Source organism: Streptomyces sp. NPDC090741, from assembly GCF_044769045.1.
In the GTDB taxonomy this organism is placed as follows: domain Bacteria; phylum Actinomycetota; class Actinomycetes; order Streptomycetales; family Streptomycetaceae; genus Streptomyces.
Map to the genome: position 1 here is coordinate 56765 of NZ_JBIVXF010000013.1, position 24281 is coordinate 81045.

Genomic DNA, 24281 nt, shown 5'->3' on the forward strand with positions numbered 1-24281 from the left:
CGAGAGACGGAATCGACCATGGTCCGCGCCGCCATCCTGCCCGCCGTCGGAGCCCCGCTGGAGATACGGGAGATAGTCCTGCCCGATCCCGGCCCCGGCCAGGTCCGGGTGCGGCTCGCCGCAGCCGGTGTCTGCCACTCCGACCTCTCCCTCACCGACGGCACCATGACGGTCCCCGTCCCCGCCGTCCTCGGCCACGAGGGGTCGGGGACGGTCCTGGCCGTCGGCGAGGGCGTCACACACGTCGCCCCCGGCGACGGAGTGGTGCTCAACTGGTCCCCGTCCTGCGGGGAGTGCCACCACTGCTCGATCGGCGAGGTCTGGCTCTGCGCCAAGGCGCTCAGCGGGGTCGGGGCGGTCTACGCCCACGACGCCGAGGGCACGCCGCTGCACCCGGGGCTGAACGTGGCCGCCTTCGCCGAGGAGACGGTCGTCGCGGCCAACTGCGTGCTGCCCGCGCCCGCCGGGATCCCGCTCGCCGAGGCCGCGCTGCTCGGCTGCGCCGTCCTCACCGGCTACGGCGCGGTACGCAACAGCGCCCGGGTGCGCCCCGGCGAGTCCGTCGCAGTGTTCGGCGTCGGCGGCGTCGGCCTGGCCGCCCTCCAGGCCGCGCGGATAGCCGAGGCGGGCCCGATCGTGGCCGTCGACGTCTCCCCGGCCAAGGAGGAGCTGGCCCGGGCGGCCGGGGCCACCGAGTTCGTGCTGGCCTCCGACACCACCGCCAAGCAGATCCGCGCCCTCACCGGCGGACAGGGCGCGGACGTCGCCGTCGAGTGCGCAGGCCGGGCGGAGTCCATCCGCGGGGCCTGGGACTCCACCCGCCGCGGAGGGCGCACCACGGTCGTCGGCATCGGCGGCAAGGAGCAGAAGGTGAGCTTCCACGCCCTGGAGATCTTCCACTTCGCCCGCACCCTCACCGGCTGCGTGTACGGGAACAGCGACCCCGCGCGCGATCTCCCGCTGATCTCCGACCACGTCCGCGCGGGCCGCCTCGACCTCGTCTCCCTGGTCACCGACCGCATCACCCTGGACGGAATCCCGGCCGCCTTCGAGGCGATGCTCGCGGGCAAGGGCGGCCGCTCGCTCGTCGTGTTCTAGCGGGTACCCGGCGGCCCTTCAACCGCCGGTCGTCCGCCCCGTCAACGCCTCGTGCTGGAGGGCCAGTCCGTCCAGCAGGGCGGCCAGGCCCGTCTCGAACGCGCCCTCGTCCACCTCGCGCCGGCGCTCGGCCAGCAGGTGGGCCTGGCCCAGGTGGGGGTAGTCCGACGGGTCGTATGCCGCCTCGTCGTCCACGAACCCCCCGGCGAACGAGCCCACCGCCGACCCCAGGATGAAGTACCGCATCAGCGCGCCGATCCGCGTCGCCTGGGCCGGCGGCCACCCTGCCTCCGTCATCGCGCCGAACACCGCGTCCGCCACCCGCAGCCCCGCCGGGCGCCGGCCAGGGCCACGCGCCAGCACCGGCACGATGTTCGGATGGTCGGACAGCGCGTCCCGGTACGAGTGGGCCCAGTCGTGCAGGGCGCCCCGCCAGTCCCGGCCCGCCCCCGGCTCGAACATCGACAAGTCGACCCGCGCGCTCACCGCGTCCGCGACCGCGTCCAGGATCTCGTCCTTCGTGCGGAAGTGGTTGTACAGCGACGGCCCGCTGACCCCTAGCGCGGCGGCCAGCCGCCGCGTCGACACCGCCCCCAGCCCCTCCGCGTCCACCAGCGCGCCCGCCGCCTCGACGATGCGGTCTCTGCTGAGGAGGGGCTTGCGCGGTCTGGCCATGCGCCACATAGTAGGGCCTGCCCGCCATAAACTACCGGTGCTAGTTAACCCCGCGCCGGACCGCCCGGAGGTGCCCGGTGAATCTGGAGCTGAGCGAGGAGCAGGAAGCCGTACGCCGGCTCGCCCGCGAGTTCACCGAGCGCGAGATCGTCCCGTACGCCGCCGACTGGGACCGCGCCGAGAGCGTCGACCGGGCCATCGTCAAGAAGCTCGGCGACCTCGGTTTCCTCGGCCTGACCGTCCCCGAGGAGTACGGCGGCTCCGGCGGCGACCACCTCTCCTACGTCCTCGTCACCGAGGAGCTCGGCCGCGGCGACTCCGCCGTGCGCGGCATCGTCTCCGTCTCCCTCGGCCTGGTCGCCAAGACCCTCGCCGCCTGGGGGGCCGAGGAGCAGAAGCGCGCCTGGCTGCCCCGCCTCTGCTCAGGCGAGGCGCTCGGCTGCTTCGGCCTGACCGAGCCCGGCACCGGCTCCGACGCGGGGAGCCTCACCACCCGGGCCGTGCGAGAGGGGGACGCGTACGTCATCAGCGGCAGCAAGATGTTCATCACCAACGGCACCTGGGCCGACGTGGTCCTCCTCTTCGCCCGCACGGGCGGCGAGCCCGGCCACCGAGGGATATCCGCCTTCCTCGTCCCCGCCGACACCCCCGGACTCACCCGCCGCGAGATCCACGGCAAGCTCGGCCTGCGCGGCCAGGCCACCGCCGAACTCGCCCTCGACGAGGTCCGCGTCCCCGTCTCCGCGATGCTCGGCCCCGAGGGCAAGGGCTTCTCCGTGGCCATGTCCGCCCTCGCCAAGGGCCGGATGTCGGTCGCAGCCGGGTGCGTCGGCATCGCGCAGGCGGCGCTGGACGCGGCCGTCTCGTACGCGGCCCAGCGCGAGCAGTTCGGCAAGCCCATCGCCCACCACCAGCTGGTCCAGGAGCTGATCGCCGACATCTCGGTCGACGTGGACGCGGCCCGGCTGCTGACCTGGCGGGTCGCCGACCTCGTCGACCGCGGGCAGCCCTTCGCCACCGAGTCCTCCACCGCCAAGCTCTTCGCCTCCGAGGCCGCGGTACGGGCCGCGAGCAACGCCCTCCAGGTGCACGGCGGTTACGGCTACATCGACGAGTACCCGGCCGGCAAACTGCTGCGCGACGCCCGCGTGATGACCCTGTACGAGGGCACCAGCCAGATCCAGAAGCTGCTGATCGGCCGCGCCCGCACCGGAGTGTCCGCCTTCTGAGCGCATGTCCGGGCGGCGTCTCGGCCTGCGTCCGGGCGTGCATCTGAGTACGCATCTGAGTACGTGCGCGGAGGCGTCCGCGTCGGCGCCGCCCGATGCTGGGTCCATGAGTGAGACACCGGTCAAGCAGCGCAACTCGGCGGCGTACTACGGTCAGGCCGTCGCCTCCTTCGCCATCGCCATCTGTGCCGTCGCCGTGGGGATCTACCACCTCCAGGTGGACGGCTGGGTCCGTGCCTTCCTCGCCATCGCGGTCCTCTACCTCACCACCTCGGCCTTCACCCTCGCCAAGGTGATCCGGGACCGCCAGGAGCTCACCCAGATCGTCACCCGGGTCGACCAGGCCCGGATGGAGAAGATCATGGCCGACTACGACCCCTTCCAGCCGAAGGTCTGAGGCTTGCGCACGAGGGCCGCGTCCGAGGTCCGGAGCCATGTCGGCTAAGCGCTTGCTCACCCTCCGGTAAGGTGTTCCTTCCACAGGACGAAGAGGGTGAGCGAGCGATGGACAGCGCGGAGGAGACGACCGCCGGCTACCGGCCGTGGTCGGAGGTCACCCCCGACGCCGCGCGGCGGCTGCTCGTCGCCGCCGTCGAAGCGTTCGCGGAGCGCGGGTACCACGCCACCACCACGCGTGACATCGCAGGACGGGCCGGCATGAGTCCGGCCGCGCTCTACATCCACTACAAGACCAAGGAAGAGCTGCTCCACCGGATCAGCCGGATCGGCCACGACAAGGCCCTGGAGATCCTGGAGACCGCCGCTTCCGGCCCGGGTTCGGCCGCCGAGCGGCTCGACGCCGCCGTACGCTCCTTCGTTCTGTGGCACGCCGCGCACCACACCACCGCGCGCGTGGTCCAGTACGAGCTGGACGCCCTCGCTCCGGAGCACCGCTCCGAGATCGTGGCCCTGCGCCGGCAGAGCGACGCCGCCGTGCGCCGCATCCTCGCCGACGGGGTCGCGGCCGGGGAGTTCGACGTTCCGGACGTCCCAGGCACCACCCTCGCCGTCCTGTCGCTCTGCATCGACGTGGCCCGCTGGTTCAACGCGGCCGGCCGCCGTACGCCCGACGAGGTCGGCGCGCTCTACGCCGACCTCGTCCTGCGCATGGTGGGAGCCGCCCCGGACGGACCCGGTACGCCTCAGAAGTAGTAGCGGGACACCGACTCCGCGACGCACACCGGCTTGTCGCCGTTCTCGCGCTCGACCGTGACCGTCGCCGTGACCTGGACGCCGCCGCCCGCCTCCGTGACCGCCGTGATCACGGCGGTGGCGCGGAGCCGCGAGCCGACCGGGACGGGCGCCGGGAAACGCACCTTGTCGGTGCCGTAGTTGATGCCCATCTTCATGCCCTCGACCCGCATGACCTGCGGGACCAGGCTCGGCAGCAGCGACAGTGTCAGATAGCCGTGGGCGATGGTGGCGCCGAAGGGTCCGCCCGCGGCCCGCTCCGGGTCCACGTGGATCCACTGGTGGTCGCCGGTGGCATCGGCGAACAGGTCGATCCGCTTCTGGTCCACCTCCAGCCAACCGCTCGGACCGAGCGGTTCGCCGATCCCCGCGCGCAGTTCCTCGGCGGACGTGAAGATCCTCGGCTCGGCCATGCGTCTCCCTCTCCCTGGCGAAATAAGCGCTTGCTCAGCGCTGCTCAGCATGGTGGGGCCGCATGTATCTGTCAACGACACGTCTGTCAACGAATGTCGGACCGGCCGACTACCCTCGGCCTCGTGCCGCAGATTCCCGAGAAAGTCCACGAGCTCACCGTCGGCCAGTTGTCCGCCCGCAGCGGCGCGGCCGTCTCCGCGCTGCACTTCTACGAGACCAAGGGCCTGATCAGCAGCCGCCGCACCACCGGCAACCAGCGCCGCTACAGCCGCGACGCATTGCGCCGGGTGGCCTTCGTACGCGCCGCCCAGCGCGTCGGCATCCCGCTCGCCGCCATCCGCGACGCCCTCGCCCAGCTCCCCGAGGGGCGCACCCCCAACCGCGAGGACTGGGCCCGGCTTTCGGAGGCCTGGCGCGCCGAGCTCGACCAGCGGATCACCCAGCTGACGCGCCTGCGCGACCACCTGACCGACTGCATCGGCTGCGGCTGCCTCTCGCTGAAGAACTGCGCCCTGTCCAACCCGGACGACGTCTTCGGCGAGCAGCTCACCGGCTCCCGGTTGTAACGGCTGCCGCGCTACCCGCGATCTCGCGGGCCGCCGCCGCCACCAGCTCGGCGTTCGACCGCGCCGGCCGGCCGTCCGGCAGGTGCAGTACGTCGCCCACCCCGGTCCGCGCTCCCGCACCGCACCGCGCGGCCAGCCGCAGCACCGGCCAGGCGGCGGCCTCCCGCCCGAACAGCAGCAGCGGCACCGGCGGCAGCCACCGCAGCCCCGCCACCAGCGCCGGATCGGCCGCGGCCAGCTCCACCACGAGCCGGATCCGCGCCGGGTCCCGTACCGGCCAGGCCAGGAACCGAGCCAGCGGCCCGGGCTCGCTCCCCGTCTCGCTCCCTGTCTCGGTCCCCGGCGCGGCCCCCGTCTCGGTCCCCGGCACGGTCCCCGGCGCGGCCCCCCACCCGGCCCCGGCCTCCCCGCCCAGCGGAACCACCGCGTCCACCGCCACGCCCCGCGCCAGCAGGGCCTGCGCCAACTCCTCGGCCCCCGGCTCCGCGAAATGCACCACGGCTCTGTCCGGCAGCACCGTCCACGACCGGATCCGATCCAGCCGCCCCGCCGGATCGGGCTCGGCCCCGATCCCCGCGGACACCGAAAGCGGTACGGAGACCCCCGCGCCCCGCATCGCCTCCAGCAGCGGCCCCACGACCCGGGGCGACAGGCTCTCCCGGCCGCACGGGGTCCGCGGATGGACCAGTACCTCCCCGGCCCCGGCGGCCACCGCCGCCAGCGCCGACTCCACCACGTCCGGCGGGGACAGGGGCACGGCACCGCCGTCGACGGCACCGCGCGCCCCGTTCAGCGACACCGCAACCGAAACCGGCCCCGTCGCCGAATCCGGCCCCGTCGCCGAAAGCTGCGCCTCCGAAACCGGCCCCGTCGCCCCAAGTCCCCGCCGGCTCATGCCGCCCCCGCCGAAGCCGGGTCCGCCAGCGAAACCGCGTCCGCCAGCGCCGGCCTCGGCACGACGATCCCGCAGCCCGCACACACCGGACCGTCCCAGGCCCACGCACCCTCCCAGGTGCGATGCCCCGCGCGGGGCCCCCGTCTCTGCCCCGGCCCGTGCGCGGGCCAGCGCAGCTCCTGCTCCCCGCAGACCGGGCACCCCGTCCCCGGCTCCGACTCCAGCGCCGCGACCAGCCGCCGCAGCACCTCGCCCAGCGTCCCGTCCGGCCGCACCCCCGGATCGGCGCACCGCACCACCGCATCCCCGCTGCCGCCCCACGCCCACTCCGGCCGGCGCAGCCCGTGGTGTTTCTCCCGCCGGCGCCGCTCCGCGAACTGCCGCTCGTACTCCAGCCAGACGGCCCGCGCGTCCTCCAGCTCCTCCAACGCCGCCACCAGCCGCTGCGGATCGGCCGCCCGGTCCTCGGGGGCGATCCCGTGCCGGTCGCACAGATGCCACCACGTCGCCCGGTGCCCGTACGGAGCGAACCGCTCCAGGCAGCGGCGCAGCGAATGGCGCCGCAGGGCACGGTCATTGCGCGCGTCCCGCACCTGGTACGCCAGACTTCGGAATCCCGCCATCACACCTTCACCTCCGTCGCGCCCACGCCCGCACCGGGGGGCGTCGTACTACGTCGAACGACGACGCACCGTGAGATGTGCCCAACATGCCCGGCCAGGTGTGGGCGCATGCGGGGGCGGTCGAGGCGTACGGGTGGCACATGGCCGGAAGTCAGCGCCCCATGCGCCCCGCAGCAACCACGAGCCGGGCCAGCTCCTCGTGGCAGATGTCACTGTGCGCCCCTGACGGGGGACCGCCGCGGCGCACCACGGACCCGGTGTCCACACTGACGCAACCGGCCTCCGGGACCCCCGCGCGCAGGGCCGCGTCCAGGGTGAGCCGCGGCGCGCCGGGCACCGCCTGCACCCCGTCATGACCGATCGCGCCCCACCGCTCGTCGAAGCCGAGGAGACCGGCCGAATCCCCTGCCATCCGGGAGGCCAGCGGATAGAAGACCTTGAGGGCCGAGTCGTACGGGGAGTGGCAGGCGAGCACCGGCCCGTCGACCCTGCCCTGCATGCCGTGCAGGGCGCCGCCGCTGCCCTTGTCGTGGGGGAGCCGGTCGGCGAAGGCGTAGTGGGAGAAGGCCCCCTGGAGCAGCGTCGCGGATTTCACGTACCGGGCGCCGTCCGGCACCGCGCGCAGCGAGAAGGACACCACCCGGGCCCCGAAGCTGTGGCCGATCAGATGGATCCGCAGGGCCGGGCGGCGGCCCGCGAGTTCGGCCAGCACCGGGCCGAGGCCGCGCTCGCCTACGACTCCGGCCCGCTTCTTCATCTGGTAGTACGTGGCCTGCCGCAGCAGCTCCTTGGCGCCGTTCCACAGCGTGCGCAGGCCGCCTCCGACGGAGAAGCCGGGCTCGGCGGCGCCCGCGGCCGGCGCGCCCGCCTCGGCCAGCCCCGCGGTGAGGGCACGGCACACCTCCAGCACGTCCAGCGTGAAGATGGCGGGCACGTCCCGTACGACCGGCCCGGCGACAGCGACAGCGACAGCGACGCCGACGCCGACGGCCGCGTCCGCCGGATCGACGGCATCCCCCGCACCCGCCGGATCCACCACGTCCACGCCCGCCAGCTCCCGTACCAGCGCCCCGAACTCGGTGAACGCCGCCGCCGACTCCGGCCGGTCCTCCAGCAGTTCGGCGACCCGGTCCAGCTCCGCCACCCGCCCCGGCCAGAACTCCCCGAGCGCCCGCAGCGTGGCGGGGTCCAGGGCCGTCCCGTGGCCCGGCTCGGCGAGCGCGCCGTGGGGGTCGAAGTCCGGTATCGGCTCGTCCGAGAACCGGATCGAGGGCCAGACGACGCCCACGTACCCCAGCCGCACTCCCGACCCCACCAGCCCCGGGAACGGCGCGTAGAAGCGGTCGAAGAGCCGGGTCGAGGTCGACCGGTCGCTGTTCCAGCCGTGCGCGAAGACCAGCAGGTCGGTGGCCTCCAGGGCGGCCACCGCATCCTGGGTGCCCAGATCCACGTCACCGTCCGCGTCGAAGGTCAGCTCCGCGTACGGACCGACCCCGATCCCGCCGCTCGACGCCATTGCATCCGACATGAGGTCCCCCTCCGCGCCGTCTCTCCGGTGCCGTCCAGCATCCTGCTGCCGCCCCTACCCGGCCAGACCCCTGTCACCCACGGATTCACACGGATTCACGAGGACTCGCACGGATGCACACGGATCCACGAGGATTCACGGATAGAGCAGGTACCGCCCCCGCACCTCCGCGAACCGATCCAGCCCGGCCGCCCAGTCGCCCGCGATCTCCTCGACCCCCGCCCCGGCGTCCACCATCTTCCGGACCCGGTCCGAGCCGGTCAGCTGGTCGATCCAGTGGTCGGTACGCCACGCGAAGCCGCTCCACGTCCGCTTCGCGGTCACCAGCAGCCCGATCCCGGTCCGCACCGGATCGAAGGCCGCCCGGTCGTGCACGATCAGCCGGACCCCGCCGCACACCTTCCCGGCGAACTTGGAGAACGTCGGTGTGAAGTAGGCCTCCCGGAACCACACCCCGGGCAGCCCCAGCGCCTGCGCCGCCTCCGCCCACCGCCGATCCACCCCCTCCGCGCCGACCACCTCGAACGGTGTGGTCGTCCCGCGCCCCTCGGACAGGTTGGTGCCCTCGAACAGGCAGGTGCCGGCGTACGCGAGGGCCGTGTCCGGCGTCGGCACGTTCGGGCTCGGCGGCACCCAGGGCAGTCCGGTCGCCCCGAAGAAGGAGTCCCGCCGCCATCCGGTCATGCGTACGGTGTGCAGGCCGACCGGATTCGCCGCCAGGAACTCCGCGTTGAACAGCAGGGCCAGCTCGGCCACCGTCATCCCGTGCGCGAGCGCGATCGGCTCCCGGCCGACGCCGCTGGCGTACGCGCGCTCCAGTACCGGCCCGGCGGCCCGCCGGCCGCCCACCGGGTTCGGCCGGTCCAGCACGACCACCGCCTTGCCGGCCAGCGCGGCCGCGCGCATGCAGTCGTACAGGGTCCAGATGTAGGTGTAGAAGCGCGCCCCGACGTCCTGGATGTCGAAGACGACCGTGTCGATCCCGGCCGCCGTGAACACGTCCGCGAGCTTCTGCCCGCTCTTGCCGTACGTGTCGTACACCGGCAGCCCCGTCGCCGGATCGCGCCCGGCCGCCTCGGAGTCGCCCGCCTGCGCGGTGCCGCGGAACCCGTGCTCCGGCCCGAACACCGCCACCAGGTCCACCCGGGCGTCTTCGTGCAGTACGTCGACCAGGTGGCGGGCGTCGGCGGTGATCCCGGTGGGGTTCGTGACGATCCCCACCCGGCGGCCGGCGAGCACCTCGTAGCCGTCCGCGGCGAGCTGTTCGAAGCCGGTGCGCACCCGGTCGGCGGTGGCCGCCGCCGGATCCGCAGCCGCGTCCGCCACCCGCCAGGGCGGCGCCGCGCCCACCGCCCCCAGGGTCCCCAAGGCCCCCGCAGTCCCCGCCAGTCCCAGCAGCCCCCGTCGCGACAGCGTCATCCGGCCACGCTAGGCCGTCTCTTCCGGGTCTTGCCTGACCCACGCCGTCCGGTGCCGCACCTCGCCGCGTTGTCGAGGCTCCCGAGTACGTCCAGCACTCGGGAGCCTCTCCGCCTTGCGATGCACGGCACCGGACGACGCGGGCTTGACCGGCAAGATCCGGAAGAGACGACCTTAGGCGTCGACCCTCTTCCACCCCGACATACCGACCGGTTAGTCTGCCCGGCATCCGGCCGTGAACGCCATGAAAGGTGATCCCGTGAGCGCGTACCAGGACCAGCGAGTCGTCGTCACCGGAGCGGGCGGCGGCATCGGCGCCGCCCTCGCCCGCCGCTTCGCCGAGGAGGGGGCCACGGTGGTGGTCAACGACCTCGACGCCGCGAAGGCCGCCGCCGTGGCGGGCGAGATCGGGGCGAAGGCGATCGCGGTCCCGGGCGACGCCTCGACCGTCGTGGCCGAGGCCCGCGAGGCACTCGGCGGCGGGGTGGACGTCTACTGCGCGAACGCCGGACTCGGCTCGGGCGGCGACGCGTTCGCCGACGAGGCCGTGTGGGAGGCGGCCTGGGACACCAACGTCATGGCGCACGTCCGCGCGGCCCGGCTGCTGCTGCCGGACTGGCTGGAGCGCGGGAGCGGGCGCTTCGTGTCCACCGTCTCGGCCGCAGGACTGCTGACCATGATCGGGGCGGCGCCGTACAGTGTCACCAAGCACGGTGCGCTCGCCTTCGCGGAGTGGCTCTCGCTGACCTACCGCCACCGCGGCGTGCAGGTCCACGCCATCTGCCCGCAGGGGGTCCGCACCGACATGCTGACGGCCGCGGGCTCGGCGGGCGAACTCGTCCTCGCGCCGACCGCGATCGAGCCGGAAGCGGTTGCGGACGCACTGTTCGACGGCATGGAGAAGGGCCGGTTCTTGATCCTCCCGCACCCCGAGGTCGCGGACTACTATGCCGCCCGCGCCACCGAACCGGACCGCTGGCTCACCGGCATGAACCACATCCAGCAGAAGTGGGAGACCAGGTGACGCGGCCGGACCCGCCCTCCCGCTACGCCGCCAAGCCGTGGCTGGGGCTGCTCAGCCCGGCCCAGCGCGCCCCCGTCTCCCCGCCGCCGAGCCTGCTGCGCGCCTTCCGTGACGCCGTCGCACGGGCCCCCGAGCGCACCGCGCTGGCCTACTTCGACGGCCGCATCGGCTACGCGGAGGCCGACGCGCTCTCCGACTCCGTCGCCGGCCACCTCGCCGCGCACGGCGTCGGCCGCGGAGACCGGGTCGCCGTCATGCTCCAGAACACCCCGCACTTCGTGCTCGCCGTCCTGGCCGCGTGGAAGGCCGGGGCGGTGGTCGTCCCGCTCAACCCCATGTACAAATCGGGCGAGATCGGGCACATCCTGCGCGACTCCGGGGCGGTCGCACTGGTCTGTGACGGCCGCGCGTGGACGGCGTACGTGGCCGCGGCAGCCTCGGGCACGGCCGTACGGATCGCGCTGACCGCCTCGGACCGGGACTTCCAGACCCGGAACGACCCGCGCGTCTTCGCCCCCGCGGACCCGGCCGCCGCCGACCCGGCCCCCGCCGAGCCGGCCGCCCGCCCCGTGGCCCCGGCCGACCTCACCGCCGTGGCCCGCCGCGGCCACCCCGCCCCGCCGGACCCCGGCCTCACCGCCGCCGACACCGCGCTCATCAGCTACACCTCCGGCACCAGCGGCACCCCCAAGGGCGCCATGAACCCGCACGGCGCGCTCACCCACAACGCCGTCCGGCAGGTCACCGGACACCCGCTCCCCGAGGGCGCCACCTACTTCGCCCTCGCGCCCCTCTTCCACATCACCGGCATGGTCTGCGAGCTCGGCGCCTGCTTCGTCAACGCCGGGACCCTCGTCCTCGCCCACCGCTTCGACGCCGGTGTCGTCCTCGACGCCTTCCTGGCGCACCGCCCCGCCTACACCGTCGGCCCGGCCACCGCCTTCATGGCCCTCGCCGCCCACCCCGAGGCCACCGCTGACCACTTCGCCTCGTTCCAGGTGCTCTCCTCCGGCGGCGCCCCGCTCCCGCCCGCCCTCGTCGAACGCCTCCGCGCCGCCTTCGGCTTCTACCTGCGCAACGGCTACGGCCTCACCGAGTGCACCGCCCCCTGCGCCTCCGTGCCCGCACACCTCGAAGCGCCGGTCGACCCCGCCTCCGGCACCCTCTCCGTCGGCCTGCCCGGCGCCGACACCCTCGTACGGATCCTGGACGAGCACGGCGCCGAGGTGCCCTTCGGCGAGAGCGGCGAGATCGCCGTCCGCGGACCCCAGGTCGCCCCCGGCTACTGGGGGTTGCCGGCGGACACGGCCAAGGCCTTCCCGGACGGCGAACTGCGCACCGGCGACGTCGGGTTCATGGACCCGGACGGCTGGCTCTACGTCGTCGACCGCAAGAAGGACATGATCAACGCCTCCGGGTTCAAGGTCTGGCCCCGCGAGGTCGAGGACGTGCTCTACACCCACCCCGCCGTGCGCGAGGCGGCCGTGGTCGGCGTCCCGGACCCGTACCGCGGCGAGAGCGTGAAGGCGTACGTGAGCCTGCGCCCCGGCACCTCGGCGCGGCCGGAGGAGCTGTCCGCGTACTGCGCCGCCCGCATCGCCGCGTACAAGTACCCGCGCCAAGTGGAGATCCTGCCTGTCCTGCCGAAGACGACGAGTGGCAAGATCCTGCGACGGGAACTGCGCGACCGAGGCTGAAAACAGCCGTACGGTCGTACAGTCGCCGCTCGCGCAGCTGGTCGTACGGACCAGGGAACAGGGAAGGGAAGGTCAGCGCCATGGCTGGCAGGACCACGGAGCCCGAAGGCACGCACGAGACCCCGGTGCCGCAGCGGCTGCTGGCCGTCGCCACCCGGCTCTTCGCCGAGCGCGGCTACGACCGCACCTCCGTCCAGGAGATCGTCGAGGCGGCCGGGGTCACCAAGGGCGCGCTCTACCACTACTTCGGGTCCAAGGACGACCTGCTGCACGAGGTGTACGCGCGGATGCTGCGCCGCCAGCAGCAGCGCCTCGACGCGGTGGCCGATTCCGGCGCCCCGGTCGAGGAGCGGCTGCGCGCCGCGGCCGCCGATGTGGTGGTCACCACCATCGAGAACCTCGACGACGCGGCGATCTTCTTCCGGTCGATGCACCAGCTCAGTCCGGAGAAGTCCAAGCAGGTACGGGCGGAGCGCCGGCGCTACCACGAGCGGTTCCGGGCGCTGGTCGAGGAGGGCCAGCGCACCGGAGTGTTCTCCACCGCCACCCCCGCGGACCTGGTGGTGGACTACCACTTCGGGTCCGTCCACCACCTGTCCACCTGGTACCGGGCGGACGGTCCACTCACGCCGCAGCAGGTCGCCGATCACCTCGCCGACCTGCTGCTGCGCGCCCTGCGTCCGTAGCGGGAGCCGCTACGGGGCCACCTTCAGCAGCTTGTTCGCCGTGCCCGCCGAGGGGTTGGTCACCGCGCCGCTCGTGGCCGCGGCCGTCAGTGCCGCGGCCGTCTGCGCCGGGGTCGCGGACGGGTGCCCGGCCAGGTAGACCGCCGCGGCGCCCACCACGTGCGGGGTGGCCATGGAGGTGCCCGAGATGGTCTTCGTACCGGTGTCGCTGTCGTTCCAGTCGGACGTGATGTCCGAACCCGGCGCGTACAGGTCTACCACGGAGCCGAAGTTCGAGAACGAGGACTGCTCGTCGTTGATCGTGCTCGACGCCACGGTGATCGCCTCCGGGACCCGCGAGGGGGAGCCCTGTCCGGCGTCGGCCGACTCGTTGCCCGCCGCCACCGCGAAGGTGACACCCGAGGCGATCGCCCGGCGCACCGCCTCGTCGAGGGCCTCGTCCGCGCCGCCGCCCAGGCTCATGTTGGCCACCGAGGGCCCCGAGTGGTGCTGGGTGACCCAGTCGATCCCGGCGACCACCTGCTCGGTCGTGCCGGAGCCGTTGTCGTCCAGCACCCGCACCGCGACCAGCTTCGCCTTCTTGGCGACGCCGTGCGCGGTCCCGGCTATGGTGCCCGCGACGTGCGTGCCGTGGCCGTTGCCGTCGTCGGCCTTGTCGTCGTTGTCCACCGCGTCGAAGCCGGACGTCGCGCGGCCGCCGAAGTCCTTGTGGGTCGTGCGTATCCCGGTGTCGATGACGTACGCCGTCACGCCCTCGCCGGCGCTGTCGGGGTAGTTGTACTTCTTGTCGCCCGCCTTGGCGGTCTGGTCGATCCGGTCCAGACCCCATGAAGGCGGGTTGTCCTGCGTGGCCTTGATGGTGAACTTCTTGTTCTGCACGACCTTGCCGACGGCCGGGTCCGCGGCGAGCCGCTTGGCCTCGGTCTCGCTCAGGCCCGAGGCCGAGAAGCCGTTGACCCCGGAGCTGTACGTGCGCTGCAGCTCGCCGCCGTACTTCTTGACCAGCTGTTCCTTGTTCGCGGATGCGTCGAGGATGACGACGTAGCTACCGTTGATCGCACCGGGTGCGCCCAGTCCGTACACCGTGCCCTCGGCCGGTGTCGCAGCCCCCGCTAAGGGGCTGGCGATCAGGGCCACGGCGGCCGCTGCGGCGGCTCCCGTGCCGACCGCCGCGTACCGGAAAGTGCGCGAGCGCTTGTGAGTTGCCATCTGGAGAGTTCTCCTCTTGCTGACGTGTGGGGCGTCAAACTTTCTGGAGAACCCTGTTCCGATTGACAGGCGCAAATCAAGAACGTACCGGCGGTTCGGGGTTGTTCAACAAGGTTTCTTAAAAGACCCCCCGCATCGCCTTCACGTCGTACACGAGTTCGCACGAACTCCTGCACGATTCCTACACGTTCACGAGCGGCCCGCGTACTTCTTCAGCTCCCGGTGCGCCAGCGAGCGCTGGTGCACCTCGTCCGGCCCGTCCGCGAGCCGCAGCGTCCGCGCCGCCGCCCACAGTTCGGCCAGCGGGAAGTCCTGGCTCACCCCGGCCGCGCCGTGCAGCTGCACCGCGTCGTCCAGGATCCGCACCACCGCCCGCGGGGTCGCGATCTTGATGGCCTGGATCTCGGTGTGCGCACCCCGGTTGCCGACCGTGTCCATCAGCCAGGCCGTCTTCAGCACCAGCAGGCGCAGCTGCTCCACCGTGACCCGGGCGTCCGCGATCCAGTTCTGTACGACTCCCTGCGCGGCCAGCTCCTTGCCGAAGGCCGTACGGCCCACCGCGCGCCGGCACATCAGCTCGATGGCCCGCTCCGCCATGCCGATCAGCCGCATGCAGTGGTGGATCCGGCCCGGGCCGAGCCGGGCCTGGGCGATCGCGAATCCGGTGCCCTCCTCGCCGATCAGGTTCGCGGCAGGCACCCGGGCCCCGTCGAAGACCACCTCGGCGTGACCGCCGTGATCGTGGTCCTCGTACCCGTACACGGTCATCGCGCGGCGCACCTCGACGCCCGGGGTGTCGCGGGGGACCAGGATCATCGACTGCTGGCGGCGCGGATCGGCGCCTTGCGGGTCGGTCTTGCCCATGACGATGAAGATCTTGCAATCCGGGTTCATGGCCCCGGAGATGAACCACTTGCGGCCGGTGACCACGTACTCGGACCCGTCCGCCGAACGCTCGATCCGGGTCTCGATGTTCGCCGCGTCCGAGGAGGCCACCTCCGGCTCGGTCATCGCGAAGGCGGACCGGATCTCGCCGGCCAGCAGCGGCTCCAGCCACTGCTTCTTCTGCTCCTCGCTGCCGAACTGCGCGAGCACCTCCATGTTCCCGGTGTCCGGGGCCGCGCAGTTGGTCGCCATCGGCGCCAGGTGCGGGCTGCGGCCGGTGATCTCGGCGAGCGGGGCGTACTGGAGGTTGGTCAGCCCGGCGCCGTGCTCGGCATCCGGCAAGAAGAGGTTCCACAGGCCCTGACGGCGCGCCTCGGCCTTCAGCTCACCGAAGACGGCCGGGGTGTCCCAGGGCGAGGCCAGCCGCGCGCGCTGCTCGGCGGCGACGGGTTCCGCCGGGTGCACGTACTCGTCCATGAACGCGAGGAGCCGCTCGCGGAGTTCCTCGGTCCGTGCATCGAATGCGAAGTCCATGGGTGTGTCTCAGCCTTCCTGACCGTTCTGGAATGTACGGGGGGCCCGGAGGGTGGTCAGACCGTGCTCGATGAAGACCGGGACCAGATCGCCGATCCGGTCGAAGCCCGCGCCCACCGTCTGCCCGAGCGTGTAGCGGTAGTGGATGCCCTCGAGGATCACCGCGAGCTTGAACCAGGCGAAGGCGGTGTACCAGGCGATCGCGCCGGTGTCCCGGCCGGAGCGGGCGGCGTACCGCTCGATCAGCTCCGCCGGCGCCGGGTGGCCGGGCGCGCCGCTCGTCGTGCTGACCGGGGAATCCGTCAGCCCCAGGTCCGAGCTGTACATCACCAGCAGTCCGAGGTCGGTCAGCGGATCGCCGAGCGTGGACATCTCCCAGTCCAGTACCGCCCGGATGGTGTCGTCCGGACCGCCGATCAGCACGTTGTCCAGCCGGAAGTCCCCGTGGACCACGGTCGGGGCGGGGGAGCCGGGCAGGGAGCGGCCGAGCGCGGCGTGCAGCTCGTCGATGCCCGCGAGCTCGCGCCCCCGGGAGGAGTCGAGCTGCTTGCCCCAGCGCCGCAGCTGGCGGTCGAGGAAGCCCTCGGGCCGGCCGAAGTCGCCCAGGCCCACCGCCTCCGGATCCACCGCGTGCAGGTCGACCAGGGTGTCCACCAGGCCCAGCACCGCCCGCCGGGTGCGCTCGGGGCCGAGCTCCGCGAGCTGGTCGGCCGTCCGGTACGGGACCCCGTCCACGTACTCCATCACGTAGAACGGCGCCCCGAGGACCGACTCGTCCTCGCACAGGAGCACCGGCTCGGGCACCGGCACGGCCGTGCCGTGCAGCGCCCGGATGACCCGGTGCTCCCGCTTCATGTCGTGCGCCGTGGCCAGGACATGACCGAGCGGCGGACGGCGCACCACCCAGCGGCCGGTCCCGTCGGTGATCTCGTACGTGAGGTTCGACCGGCCTCCTTCGATCAGCCGGCCGTGCAGCGCCCCGGCCACGAGCCCGGGCCGGGCCCGGTCGAGATGACCGCGCAGCCGCTCCAGGTCGAGGCCCCGGGGGCCGGCCGAAGCGGACTCTGACGCTGAGGTCATGGTGCGCACCTCCGTACGGAGTGAACGAGACGGAACGGACGAGTGACATCATGCCGACCAGTCGGTATGTCGTCCAGTGCGCAGACCGAGCGAGTACGGACCGACGAGTGCAAGCCGATGAGTACGGACCGACGGGTGCGGGCCGGAAGGCGATCCCCCCGGCCCGCACCATCGGCTCACGCGTGACAGAGGATCGGCGTCCCGCCGTTCATCACGGTCATGTCCTGGAGCACCGCCAGTATGTTCAGCGGCGCCCCCTCCGGTTCCCCGGCCAGCTCCGCGTACGCCCGGTGCAGGTTCGCCACCAGCCGCTCGCTCTCCCGCCAGGCCGCGAACTCGCCGAGATCGGCCTGCCGCGCCGCCTCCAGCGGGGTCAGCCCCTTGGCGCTGCCCTCCCGGGCCAGCTCGGCCACGTACCGCAGATAGCGCTCGGTGGCCTCGTACGCGGACGGGTCCGTCAGCGGGCCGTGACCCGGTACGACGGTCTCCGCGCCCAGCGAGCGCAGCAGCTCCAGCGCCCGCAGCGAACCGGCGAGCGAGCCCATCGCCAGGAACGGCGTGCCCTCGGCGAAGACCAGGTCGCCGGTGAAGACGATCCGCTGCCGCGGCAGGAACACGATCGAGTCCCCGGTGGTGTGCGCGACGCCCGGGTGGATGATCCGGACCTCCGTGTCGCCGAGGTGGAGGGTCGTCCGGTCGTTGTACGTCAGGTCCGGCGCGGTGATCTCGACCGAGCCGAAGTCGGTGGTGGGCCAGATCAGCTCCAGCTGGTGCCCGGCCGTGATCTGCTCGGTGCGCGCGTTGTCGTGCCCGAGGATCAGCGCCTCGGGGGCGAAGACGGCGTTGCCGTACGTGTGGTCGCCGTGGTGGTGGGTGTTGACCACCGTGCGCGGCAGCGGCACCCCGGCCGCCACGACCGCCTCGCGCAGGGCCAGGGCCCGCCGCTCGGTGGCCGCGGTGTCGATGAGCAGGGTCCGGCCGCCGTCGCTCACGAAGCCGGCGTTGTTCAGGCACCAGCCGCCGTCCGGCTGGACGTAGGCGTACACCCCGGTCGCGGGCTGGACGAGGTACGGCTCTTCGGCGGTCATGAATGCTCTCCCCGGGTCGCTCTGACAAGCGGTCAGCATCCTGCCAGTCGCGGCGGCGCCGGGGGAGGGCGGGGGTCGGCCGGCCGGTCGGTCAGCGGGTCGGTCAGCCGTTCGGCCGGCCGGTGGTACCTCCGGCGGCGGTCAGTGGTCGTCGTAGTGGCCGTCGTGCTCGGCGTGCCGGTGCCCGTCGTGCACGTAGTCCACGTGGTCGCCGTGCCGCACGGCCTCGTGCCCGCAGGCCGGCCCGTGGGCGTGGTCGTGCTCCGCGTGGGCGGCGTGCCCCGCGGGCTCGCACTCGTCCCAGTGCCCCGCGTGCTCGCGGTGCAGATGGCCGTCGTGCGCGTAGTCGACGTGGTCCCCGTGGGACACCTCGGTGTGGCCGCAGTCGGGGCCGTGGGTGTGCGCGTGCGTGGGGTGTTCCTGGTGCGTGGTCGTCATGGCGCCGAGGCTAGTGCGGAACATCCCTTATCGCCTGTTGTGTCCCAGGCGGCACGCATAAGGCGGATCATCCGATCGGCAGCTCAGAAGATGACCGCCACCGCGACCACCGACAGCGCCACCGTGCACGCCACCGCCGCCAGCGCGGAGCGCGGAGAGAGCCCCGGCGGCCGGGCCGCCGCCAGCTGCCGCACCCGCCGGTGCGCGACGCCCAGGAACGCCAGCCAGATCAGCGCGATCACCGCCGCCCCGACCACCTCCACCGGCGAGCCCGACCCGCGCAGCGCCGTCCGCAGCGCCAGTACCGCCGTCACCGAGCACGCCAGCGTCGTACGCCGCCACGCGAGCCGGGTCCGCTCGGGCTGCAGCCCCGCGTCGCGCCCCGCCCTGCCGGAGGCCGTCACCGCCCGCTCGTCCAGCCCATCAGCACCACCAGCATCATCGACACCGCGACCAGCCCCACCCCCAGGCTCAGCACCACCGGGAACCGGGAGACCGGCAGGTCCTCGCCCCGCCGCATCGCCCGCTCGCACCGCACCCAGTGGTTCACCGCCCGCAGCGCACAGGCGGCGCCCACCGCGAGCAGCGCGATGGACATCCCGACCCGCACGCCCCAGCGCAGGTCCGGCAGGAACTGGTCCACCGCGAACCCGCCGCCCACCAGGGCGAGGGCGGTCCGGATCCAGGCCAGGAAGGTCCGCTCGTTGGCCAGCGAGAACCGGTAGTCGGGGGTCTCGCCCTCGTCCCTCACCCGCTGCGGCGCGAACCAGAGGCGCACGTCCTTGACGAAGTCGATCACCCGGCCAATCTACTGGCGGGACTCCCGGTGCGCGCGCAGCCGCCGGTACGCCTCCAGCCCGTCCGGCACCCACTCCCACTCCCCGTCCGCGATTCGCCCCGCCAGCTCCTCCTCGGAGAGCCACGCGTGCCAGGCCACCTCCGACTCCTGCGGCCGCACCGGCAGCTCGCAGCGCACCTCGTGCACGTACGACCACCAGGCCCCGCCCGGCCCCTCGTACAGGAACTTGAACAGCGGCACGGGCTGCGCCAGCCCCGCCACGCCCAGCTCCTCCTCGGCCTCCCGCAGCGCGGCCTCGGCGTAGCCCTCGCCGGCGCCCACCACCCCGCCCACGAACATGTCGTAGGCGGACGGGAAGACCAGCTTCGATGCCGTCCGCCGGTGCACGAAGATCCGCCCCAGCGCGTCCCTGGCCTGTACGAACACGCACCGGTGGAGCAGCCCGTCCGCGTACACCTCGCCCCGCGGCGCCCGCCCGGTCACCCGGTCGTCCCGGTCCACCACGTCCAACACCTCATCAGCAGCACTCACGAGGCTCATCCAACCACCGCTGTTGACTGGTTACCGCTCCGTAGCCAAGGATCTGCCCCACCACCGACCGGAGGACGGGTTCGCCATGACGTACGACGCAGACGTGATCGTGATCGGGGCGGGGCTCGCCGGCCTCGTGGCCACCGCCGAGCTCGTCGACGCGGGCCGCAAGGTCATCCTGCTCGACCAGGAGCCCGAGCAGTCGATAGGCGGGCAGGCGCACTGGTCCTTCGGCGGGCTGTTCTTCGTCGACTCGCCCGAACAGCGGCGGATGCGCATCAAGGACAGCCGCGAGCTCGCCCTCCAGGACTGGAGCGGCACCGCCGGTTTCGACCGCGAGGAGGACGCCTGGCCGCGCCGCTGGGCAGAGGCGTACGTCGACTTCGCGGCCGGCGAGAAGCGGCCCTGGCTGCACGCCCGGGGCGTCCGCTTCTTCCCGGTGGTCGGCTGGGCCGAACGCGGCGGCTACGACGCCAACGGCCACGGCAACTCCGTCCCCCGCTTCCACATCACCTGGGGCACCGGGCCGGGCCTCGTCGCCCCCTTCGAGCGGCGGGTCCGCGCCGGGGTGGCCCGCGGCCTGGTCCAGCTCCGCTTCCGGCACCGGGTCACCGGGCTCGCCCGGACGGCCGGCGCCCTGGACACCGTGACGGGCGAGGTACTGGAGCCCTCCGACGCCGTACGGGGCACCGCGAGCGGCCGCGAGAGCACCGGGGCCTTCTCCCTCCGGGCCCAGGCGGTGATCGTGACCAGCGGTGGCATCGGCGGCAACCACGACCTCGTACGCGAGCAGTGGCCGGACCGGCTCGGCACCCCGCCGCAGCGGATGCTCTCGGGGGTCCCGGCGCACGTGGACGGCCTGATGCTCGGCATCGCGGAGGAGGCCGGGGCCAGCCACATCAACAAGGACCGGATGTGGCACTACACCGAGGGCATCGAGAACTGGAACCCGATCTGGGCCAGGCACGGCATCCGCATCCTGCCCGGCCCCTCCTCGCTCTGGCTGGACGCCACCGGCAAGCGGCTGCCCGTACCGCTCTTCCCCGGGTTCGACACCCTCGGCACCCTCGACCACATCATGAAGACCGGCCACGATCACACCTGGTTCGTCCTCAACCAGCGCATCATCGGCAAGGAGTTCGGCCTCTCGGGCTCCGAGCAGAACCCGGACCTGACCGGAAAGTCGGTCCGCGACGTCATCGACCGGGCGCGGCAGGCCGTGCCGGGGCCGGTGAAGGCCTTCATGGACCGCGGCGCGGACTTCGTCGTCGAACGCGACCTCGCCTCGCTGGTGCGCGGCATGAACGCGGTCACCAAGGAGGACCTGCTCGACGAGGAGACCCTCCGCCGGGAGGTCGTGGCCCGGGACCGGGAGATCGCCAACCCGTTCACCAAGGACCTCCAGGTGACGGCCATCCACGGCGCCCGCAAGTACCTCGGCGACAAGCTGATCCGCACCGCCGCCCCGCACCGGATCCTCGACCCGAAGGCGGGCCCGCTGATCGCCGTACGGCTCTCCGTCCTGACCCGAAAGTCGCTGGGCGGCCTGGAGACCGACCTGTCCTCCCGGGTCCTCACCGGGTCCGGCGAGCCGCTGCCCGGCCTGTACGCGGCGGGCGAGGCGGCCGGCTTCGGCGGCGGCGGGGTGCACGGCTACCGCGCCCTGGAAGGCACTTTCCTCGGCGGCTGCATCTTCTCGGGCCGCGCGGCCGGTCGCGCGGCGGCCAAGGCGGTGGGCTAGCCAGGGAGTGTCCGGCGACGGCTACGGAAGGCGCTCGACGATCCCGGATGCGTTCCGTAGCGCGCCATTCGGCCACAGACGCGCAGCGCTCGCCCACCGCCGGCAGCGGGTCGCCCGCGACCTCGTACCCGGCCGGCCGCCCCGTCGTCGAGGTCTTCGCCCCCGCCGCGGCCGCGAAGGAGTGGAAACGCGCCAACTGTCGTCATGTCCATACCAGTTGAAACGCGCCACGCACCCGACCGGACCTTGACGCGGAGCTGTGCCTACCGCTTTGCTGTGCGTGATCATTCAGCCATATCGTCCGCCCGCGCCCGTGTCCTGGAGGGAATCCCGCGGATGTCCCCGCCTCCGCCGCCCCTCGGCCGCGCCCGCAAGCGGGACGCCCAGCTCTTCGACCCGGCCCTGTGCGACACCGAACTGGTCGACGTACGCGCCCAGTTCACCCAGGGCCGCTGGGCCAAGGCCCGCTCCCTCCTCGTCGCCACCGGCGACGACTGGGACCGCCGCGGCCACCGCCTCGTCGTCCTCGCCGAGACCCCGGCGGCCACCGCCTGGGCCCGCGAATGGCTGCTCGCAGAACCCGAGAGCCCCGACGCCGCCACCCTCCTCGCCTGCGCCGCCGTCTTCACCGCCCTGCGCCGCAAGGGCACGCCCGAGGCCGCCGAGGAGGCCTGCCGCCGGGCCGCCGCCCTGCTCCCCGCCGACCCCACCCCCTGGCTGGGACTGCTCATGCTCACCCGGGCCTTCGGCAGCGAGGAGGAGTTCAGCCGCCACTTCGACCAGGTCCGGGTCCGCCACCGCGAGCACCACCACGCCCACCACCTGATGGTCGCCAGGCTGGCCGAACACACCCCCGCCACCGGCCACGACCCGCTCCACGAGGTCTACGACTTCGCCGCCTGGGCCGCCGAGGAGTCCCCGGCCGACTCCCCCCTCGCGGTCCTCCCGGTCATCGCCCACGCCGAGCGCTACCGGGTGCTCGCCGCCACCCAGGGCCGCACCCCCGACGGGGCCGCCGCCCACTGGTCGAGCCGCCGCGCCCGCCAGGTCCTGCGCTCCGCCTTCGACTGGTGGCTGGAGTGGGAGCGCGAGGACCACCCCCGCAACCGGGTCGACCTCAACTTCCTGGCCCACGCCAAGCTCTGCGAGGGCCGCTCCGCCGAGGCCGCCGCCCTCTTCCACCGCATCGGCAGCCACGCCACGCCCGCCCCCTGGTCCTATCCCGACCTCGACCCGCACAAAGCCTTCCTCGCCGCCCGCAGCGCCGCGCTCGGCACGGCCTGACGCGGCGGGGCCGCACAGCACCCCCGCTCCGCTCCGCTCCGCTCCGTACGACCTTCCCCCGACCTTCCCCGAAAGGACACCCCGCCATGGCGACGGGCAGATCCACCACGCTCAGCACCGCGCCCGAGATCCGCACCTACAAGGGCCAGGACCGCGCCCTGCGCGCCGACCGCCTCGGCACCGCCGGACTGCTGCTCTCCGTACTCGCCGCCAGCGCGCCCCTGATGGTGGTCGCCGGCGTGATGCCCACCACCTTCGGCGTCATGGGCATCGTCGGCCAGCCCCTGCTGTTCGTGATCCTCGGCGTCGTGCTCGCGCTCTTCAGCATCGGCTACGCCGAGATGAGCCGGCACGTCCACAACGCCGGTGCCTTCTACGCGTACATCGCCCGCGGCCTCGGCCCCACCGCGGGCGCCGGCGCCTCGCTCGTCGCCCTCGTCGCGTACAGCGCCATGCAGGTCGGCGTCTACGGCATCCTCGGCTTCGAGATCTCCGGCCTCTTCGCCACGTACCTCCACACCGACCTCGCCTGGTGGATACCGGCCCTGGCGGCCGTCGCCGTCACCGGCGCGCTCGGCTGGCTCAAGATCGACCTCAACGCCAAGGTCCTCGGCGTCCTCCTCCTCATCGAGGTCGTCCTCGTCGTCGTCTTCGACGTCGCGGCGCTCGGCAAGCCCGGCGCCGAAGGCATCTCGCTGCAGGCCTTCAACCCCGAGACCCTGAGCGGACCCGGCCTCGGCACGGCCCTCTGCTTCTGCATCGCCGCCTTCGTCGGCTTCGAGCAGTCCCCGGTGTACGCCGAGGAGACGAGCAAGCCCCACATCGTCGTCTCCCGCGTGATGTTCCTGGCCGTCGGCTTCGTCGCCCTCTTCTTCGCGTTCAGCGCCTGGGCCCTCACCGTGGCCACCGGCCCCTCCGAGGTCGTCAAGACCTCCGCGGAAGCCGGCCCCGGCCTGCTCTTCCAGCTCACCGAGAGCCGCCTGGGCACCACCTTCACCGACGTCCTGCACGTCCTCTTCGTGACCGGCATGTTCGCCGCCATGCTCAGCTTCCACAACGTGGTGGCCCGCTACGCCTTCGCCATGGGCCGCGAGGGCCTGCTCCCGGCCGCCTTCGGCCGGACCAACGCGGGCACCGGCGCCCCCGCCACCGGCTCGCTCCTCCAGACCGTCATCTCCACCCTCGTCGTCCTCGCCTTCGCCCTCACCGACGACCAGCCGGCCGGGGACCCCACCACGCCCGTCCTGCACCTGTTCACCTGGATGGGCAACGTCGGCGCCCTCGGCGTGACCCTCCTCATGGCAGCCGCCTCCTTCGCCGTCATCGCCTTCTTCGTCCGCCGCGGCACCGCCGGCGCCCAGGTCTGGCGGCTCGTCGCGGCCGGCGCCGCCGGGATCGCCCTGCTCGGCATCGCCGTCTACACGGTGAAGGACTTCGACGTCCTGGTCGGCGCCGAGAAGGGCTCCGCGCTCAGCTGGGTCCTGCCCGGGATCATCGGCGCCGCCGTCGTCGGCGGGCTGCTGTACGGGGCCGTCCTGCGCAGCCGCCGCCCCGAGGTGCACGCCCGCATCGGCCTCGGGAACGAGGCCTTCCGCCTCGACCAGGCGGCGGAGGCCGGCCCCCGCGACTGACCCCGGCGGCCGATCC

Annotated in this window: 25 protein-coding genes; 11 read left to right on the top strand and 14 right to left on the bottom strand. The window is 73.1% G+C overall.

Annotation, left to right across the window (positions count from 1 at the left end; translation table 11 throughout):
* Positions 1-18: 18 nt before the first annotated feature.
* The gene (locus ACIQU4_RS30130) at positions 19-1098 is read left to right on the top strand and encodes a Zn-dependent alcohol dehydrogenase (protein WP_403737251.1); all 1080 of its coding nucleotides are present in this window, start codon (positions 19-21) and stop codon (positions 1096-1098) included.
* Between the two features lie 18 nt (positions 1099-1116).
* Here the strand turns inward: ACIQU4_RS30130 and ACIQU4_RS30135 are convergent, their stop codons facing one another.
* Positions 1117-1782 (bottom strand): TetR/AcrR family transcriptional regulator, encoded by a 666-nt coding sequence (locus ACIQU4_RS30135; RefSeq protein ID WP_403737253.1) that lies wholly within the window; start codon positions 1780-1782, stop codon positions 1117-1119.
* Positions 1783-1850: 68 nt separating this feature from the next.
* On the opposite strand from ACIQU4_RS30135, the gene ACIQU4_RS30140 reads away from it, so the two are divergent.
* From ACIQU4_RS30140 to ACIQU4_RS30150, 3 genes are all read left to right on the top strand, one after another.
* On the top strand, positions 1851-3002 hold the full coding sequence (locus ACIQU4_RS30140) for an acyl-CoA dehydrogenase family protein (protein WP_403737256.1): 1152 nt from the start codon (positions 1851-1853) through the stop codon (positions 3000-3002).
* Positions 3003-3108: 106 nt separating this feature from the next.
* Positions 3109-3399, top strand: coding sequence for a YiaA/YiaB family inner membrane protein (locus ACIQU4_RS30145; RefSeq protein ID WP_403737259.1), 291 nt, complete (start codon positions 3109-3111; stop codon positions 3397-3399).
* A 107-nt stretch (positions 3400-3506) separates the two neighbouring features.
* Complete coding sequence (locus tag ACIQU4_RS30150; RefSeq protein ID WP_030161830.1) at positions 3507-4154, top strand: TetR/AcrR family transcriptional regulator; 648 nt, start codon at positions 3507-3509, stop codon at positions 4152-4154.
* Here the strand turns inward: ACIQU4_RS30150 and ACIQU4_RS30155 are convergent.
* Positions 4145-4606 (bottom strand): MaoC family dehydratase, encoded by a 462-nt coding sequence (locus tag ACIQU4_RS30155; RefSeq protein ID WP_403737262.1) that lies wholly within the window; start codon positions 4604-4606, stop codon positions 4145-4147. The two genes, ACIQU4_RS30150 and ACIQU4_RS30155, sit on opposite strands and share 10 nt — an antisense overlap.
* A 123-nt stretch (positions 4607-4729) precedes the next feature.
* Between ACIQU4_RS30155 and soxR the strand changes: the two genes are divergently transcribed.
* Positions 4730-5173 carry a redox-sensitive transcriptional activator SoxR gene (gene soxR / locus ACIQU4_RS30160; RefSeq protein ID WP_403737265.1) on the top strand — a complete coding sequence of 148 codons (444 nt, stop codon included), beginning with the start codon at positions 4730-4732 and terminating at the stop codon, positions 5171-5173.
* On the opposite strand, the gene ACIQU4_RS30165 is transcribed toward soxR, so the two are convergent.
* The 4 genes from ACIQU4_RS30165 to ACIQU4_RS30180 all read right to left on the bottom strand — a co-directional run bounded on the left by ACIQU4_RS30165 (position 5154) and on the right by ACIQU4_RS30180 (position 9638).
* Positions 5154-5972: a 3-keto-5-aminohexanoate cleavage protein gene (locus ACIQU4_RS30165; RefSeq protein WP_403737268.1), complete on the bottom strand. Its 819-nt coding sequence runs from the start codon at positions 5970-5972 to the stop codon at positions 5154-5156. The genes soxR and ACIQU4_RS30165 overlap by 20 nt on opposite strands.
* 92 nt (positions 5973-6064) lie before the next feature.
* Positions 6065-6691, bottom strand: coding sequence for a hypothetical protein (locus ACIQU4_RS30170; protein WP_403737271.1), 627 nt, complete (start codon positions 6689-6691; stop codon positions 6065-6067).
* Positions 6692-6842: 151 nt separating this feature from the next.
* The gene (locus ACIQU4_RS30175; RefSeq protein WP_403737273.1) at positions 6843-8219 is read right to left on the bottom strand and encodes a serine-threonine protein kinase; all 1377 of its coding nucleotides are present in this window, start codon (positions 8217-8219) and stop codon (positions 6843-6845) included.
* Between the two features lie 135 nt (positions 8220-8354).
* Positions 8355-9638, bottom strand: a complete 1284-nt coding sequence (locus tag ACIQU4_RS30180; RefSeq protein ID WP_403737276.1) for an exo-beta-N-acetylmuramidase NamZ domain-containing protein — start codon at positions 9636-9638, stop codon at positions 8355-8357.
* A gap of 244 nt (positions 9639-9882) precedes the next feature.
* Here ACIQU4_RS30180 and ACIQU4_RS30185 point away from each other — a divergent pair, with 244 nt between their 5' ends.
* The 3 genes from ACIQU4_RS30185 to ACIQU4_RS30195 all read left to right on the top strand — a co-directional run bounded on the left by ACIQU4_RS30185 (position 9883) and on the right by ACIQU4_RS30195 (position 13045).
* Entirely contained in the window at positions 9883-10662 is a 780-nt protein-coding gene (locus ACIQU4_RS30185) for an SDR family oxidoreductase (RefSeq protein ID WP_403737670.1), read from the top strand.
* Positions 10659-12359, top strand: coding sequence for a class I adenylate-forming enzyme family protein (locus ACIQU4_RS30190; RefSeq protein ID WP_403737279.1), 1701 nt, complete (start codon positions 10659-10661; stop codon positions 12357-12359). The genes ACIQU4_RS30185 and ACIQU4_RS30190 overlap by 4 nt, the downstream gene beginning before the upstream one ends.
* A gap of 80 nt (positions 12360-12439) precedes the next feature.
* Positions 12440-13045, top strand: coding sequence for a TetR/AcrR family transcriptional regulator (locus ACIQU4_RS30195; RefSeq protein ID WP_403737282.1), 606 nt, complete (start codon positions 12440-12442; stop codon positions 13043-13045).
* A 9-nt stretch (positions 13046-13054) separates the two neighbouring features.
* Here ACIQU4_RS30195 and ACIQU4_RS30200 read toward each other — a convergent pair whose 3' ends face one another.
* The 8 genes from ACIQU4_RS30200 to ACIQU4_RS30235 form a co-directional block, all read right to left on the bottom strand.
* Positions 13055-14254 carry a S8 family serine peptidase gene (locus ACIQU4_RS30200; protein WP_403737285.1) on the bottom strand — a complete coding sequence of 400 codons (1200 nt, stop codon included), beginning with the start codon at positions 14252-14254 and terminating at the stop codon, positions 13055-13057.
* Between the two features lie 189 nt (positions 14255-14443).
* Positions 14444-15673 (bottom strand): acyl-CoA dehydrogenase family protein, encoded by a 1230-nt coding sequence (locus tag ACIQU4_RS30205; RefSeq protein WP_403737288.1) that lies wholly within the window; start codon positions 15671-15673, stop codon positions 14444-14446.
* A gap of 9 nt (positions 15674-15682) precedes the next feature.
* Positions 15683-16753, bottom strand: coding sequence for a phosphotransferase family protein (locus tag ACIQU4_RS30210; RefSeq protein ID WP_403737291.1), 1071 nt, complete (start codon positions 16751-16753; stop codon positions 15683-15685).
* 176 nt (positions 16754-16929) lie between these two features.
* Positions 16930-17841, bottom strand: coding sequence for an MBL fold metallo-hydrolase (locus tag ACIQU4_RS30215; RefSeq protein ID WP_403737293.1), 912 nt, complete (start codon positions 17839-17841; stop codon positions 16930-16932).
* Between the two features lie 141 nt (positions 17842-17982).
* Entirely contained in the window at positions 17983-18279 is a 297-nt protein-coding gene (locus ACIQU4_RS30220) for a hypothetical protein (protein WP_403737295.1), read from the bottom strand.
* 83 nt (positions 18280-18362) lie between these two features.
* Positions 18363-18683, bottom strand: coding sequence for a DUF202 domain-containing protein (locus ACIQU4_RS30225; RefSeq protein WP_403737298.1), 321 nt, complete (start codon positions 18681-18683; stop codon positions 18363-18365).
* Positions 18680-19078, bottom strand: coding sequence for a YidH family protein (locus ACIQU4_RS30230; protein WP_403737301.1), 399 nt, complete (start codon positions 19076-19078; stop codon positions 18680-18682). Before ACIQU4_RS30230 ends, ACIQU4_RS30225 begins: the two co-directional genes overlap by 4 nt.
* Positions 19079-19087: 9 nt before the next feature.
* Positions 19088-19609, bottom strand: coding sequence for an NUDIX domain-containing protein (locus tag ACIQU4_RS30235; RefSeq protein WP_403737303.1), 522 nt, complete (start codon positions 19607-19609; stop codon positions 19088-19090).
* Positions 19610-19694: 85 nt separating this feature from the next.
* Between ACIQU4_RS30235 and ACIQU4_RS30240 the strand changes: the two genes are divergently transcribed.
* The 3 genes from ACIQU4_RS30240 (at position 19695) to ACIQU4_RS30250 (ending at position 24265) form a co-directional block, all read left to right on the top strand.
* A complete protein-coding gene (locus tag ACIQU4_RS30240; protein WP_403737306.1) occupies positions 19695-21350 on the top strand; it encodes an FAD-binding dehydrogenase in 1656 nt (551 codons plus the stop codon).
* Positions 21351-21686: 336 nt separating this feature from the next.
* Complete coding sequence (locus tag ACIQU4_RS30245; RefSeq protein WP_403737309.1) at positions 21687-22634, top strand: hypothetical protein; 948 nt, start codon at positions 21687-21689, stop codon at positions 22632-22634.
* Positions 22635-22720: 86 nt separating this feature from the next.
* Entirely contained in the window at positions 22721-24265 is a 1545-nt protein-coding gene (locus tag ACIQU4_RS30250; protein WP_403737311.1) for an APC family permease, read from the top strand.
* The last annotated feature ends 16 nt before the right edge of the window (positions 24266-24281 follow it).

Excerpts from the sequence above, each read along its gene's own strand:
- ACIQU4_RS30185 (WP_403737670.1), top strand. The coding sequence starts at position 9,883 with ATGAAAGGTGATCCCGTGAGCGCGTACCAGGACCAGCGAGTCGTCGTC.
- ACIQU4_RS30150 (WP_030161830.1), top strand. The coding sequence starts at position 3,507 with ATGGACAGCGCGGAGGAGACGACCGCCGGCTACCGGCCGTGGTCGGAG.
- ACIQU4_RS30195 (WP_403737282.1), top strand. The coding sequence starts at position 12,440 with ATGGCTGGCAGGACCACGGAGCCCGAAGGCACGCACGAGACCCCGGTG.
- ACIQU4_RS30180 (WP_403737276.1), bottom strand. The coding sequence starts at position 9,638 with ATGACGCTGTCGCGACGGGGGCTGCTGGGACTGGCGGGGACTGCGGGG.
- ACIQU4_RS30200 (WP_403737285.1), bottom strand. The coding sequence starts at position 14,254 with ATGGCAACTCACAAGCGCTCGCGCACTTTCCGGTACGCGGCGGTCGGC.
- ACIQU4_RS30130 (WP_403737251.1), top strand. The coding sequence starts at position 19 with ATGGTCCGCGCCGCCATCCTGCCCGCCGTCGGAGCCCCGCTGGAGATA.
- ACIQU4_RS30170 (WP_403737271.1), bottom strand. The coding sequence starts at position 6,691 with ATGGCGGGATTCCGAAGTCTGGCGTACCAGGTGCGGGACGCGCGCAAT.
- ACIQU4_RS30145 (WP_403737259.1), top strand. The coding sequence starts at position 3,109 with ATGAGTGAGACACCGGTCAAGCAGCGCAACTCGGCGGCGTACTACGGT.
- ACIQU4_RS30220 (WP_403737295.1), bottom strand. The coding sequence starts at position 18,279 with ATGACGACCACGCACCAGGAACACCCCACGCACGCGCACACCCACGGC.
- ACIQU4_RS30210 (WP_403737291.1), bottom strand. The coding sequence starts at position 16,753 with ATGACCTCAGCGTCAGAGTCCGCTTCGGCCGGCCCCCGGGGCCTCGAC.
- ACIQU4_RS30175 (WP_403737273.1), bottom strand. The coding sequence starts at position 8,219 with ATGTCGGATGCAATGGCGTCGAGCGGCGGGATCGGGGTCGGTCCGTAC.
- ACIQU4_RS30155 (WP_403737262.1), bottom strand. The coding sequence starts at position 4,606 with ATGGCCGAGCCGAGGATCTTCACGTCCGCCGAGGAACTGCGCGCGGGG.
- ACIQU4_RS30240 (WP_403737306.1), top strand. The coding sequence starts at position 19,695 with ATGACGTACGACGCAGACGTGATCGTGATCGGGGCGGGGCTCGCCGGC.
- ACIQU4_RS30215 (WP_403737293.1), bottom strand. The coding sequence starts at position 17,841 with ATGACCGCCGAAGAGCCGTACCTCGTCCAGCCCGCGACCGGGGTGTAC.
- ACIQU4_RS30250 (WP_403737311.1), top strand. The coding sequence starts at position 22,721 with ATGGCGACGGGCAGATCCACCACGCTCAGCACCGCGCCCGAGATCCGC.
- ACIQU4_RS30205 (WP_403737288.1), bottom strand. The coding sequence starts at position 15,673 with ATGGACTTCGCATTCGATGCACGGACCGAGGAACTCCGCGAGCGGCTC.
- ACIQU4_RS30135 (WP_403737253.1), bottom strand. The coding sequence starts at position 1,782 with ATGTGGCGCATGGCCAGACCGCGCAAGCCCCTCCTCAGCAGAGACCGC.
- ACIQU4_RS30245 (WP_403737309.1), top strand. The coding sequence starts at position 21,687 with ATGTCCCCGCCTCCGCCGCCCCTCGGCCGCGCCCGCAAGCGGGACGCC.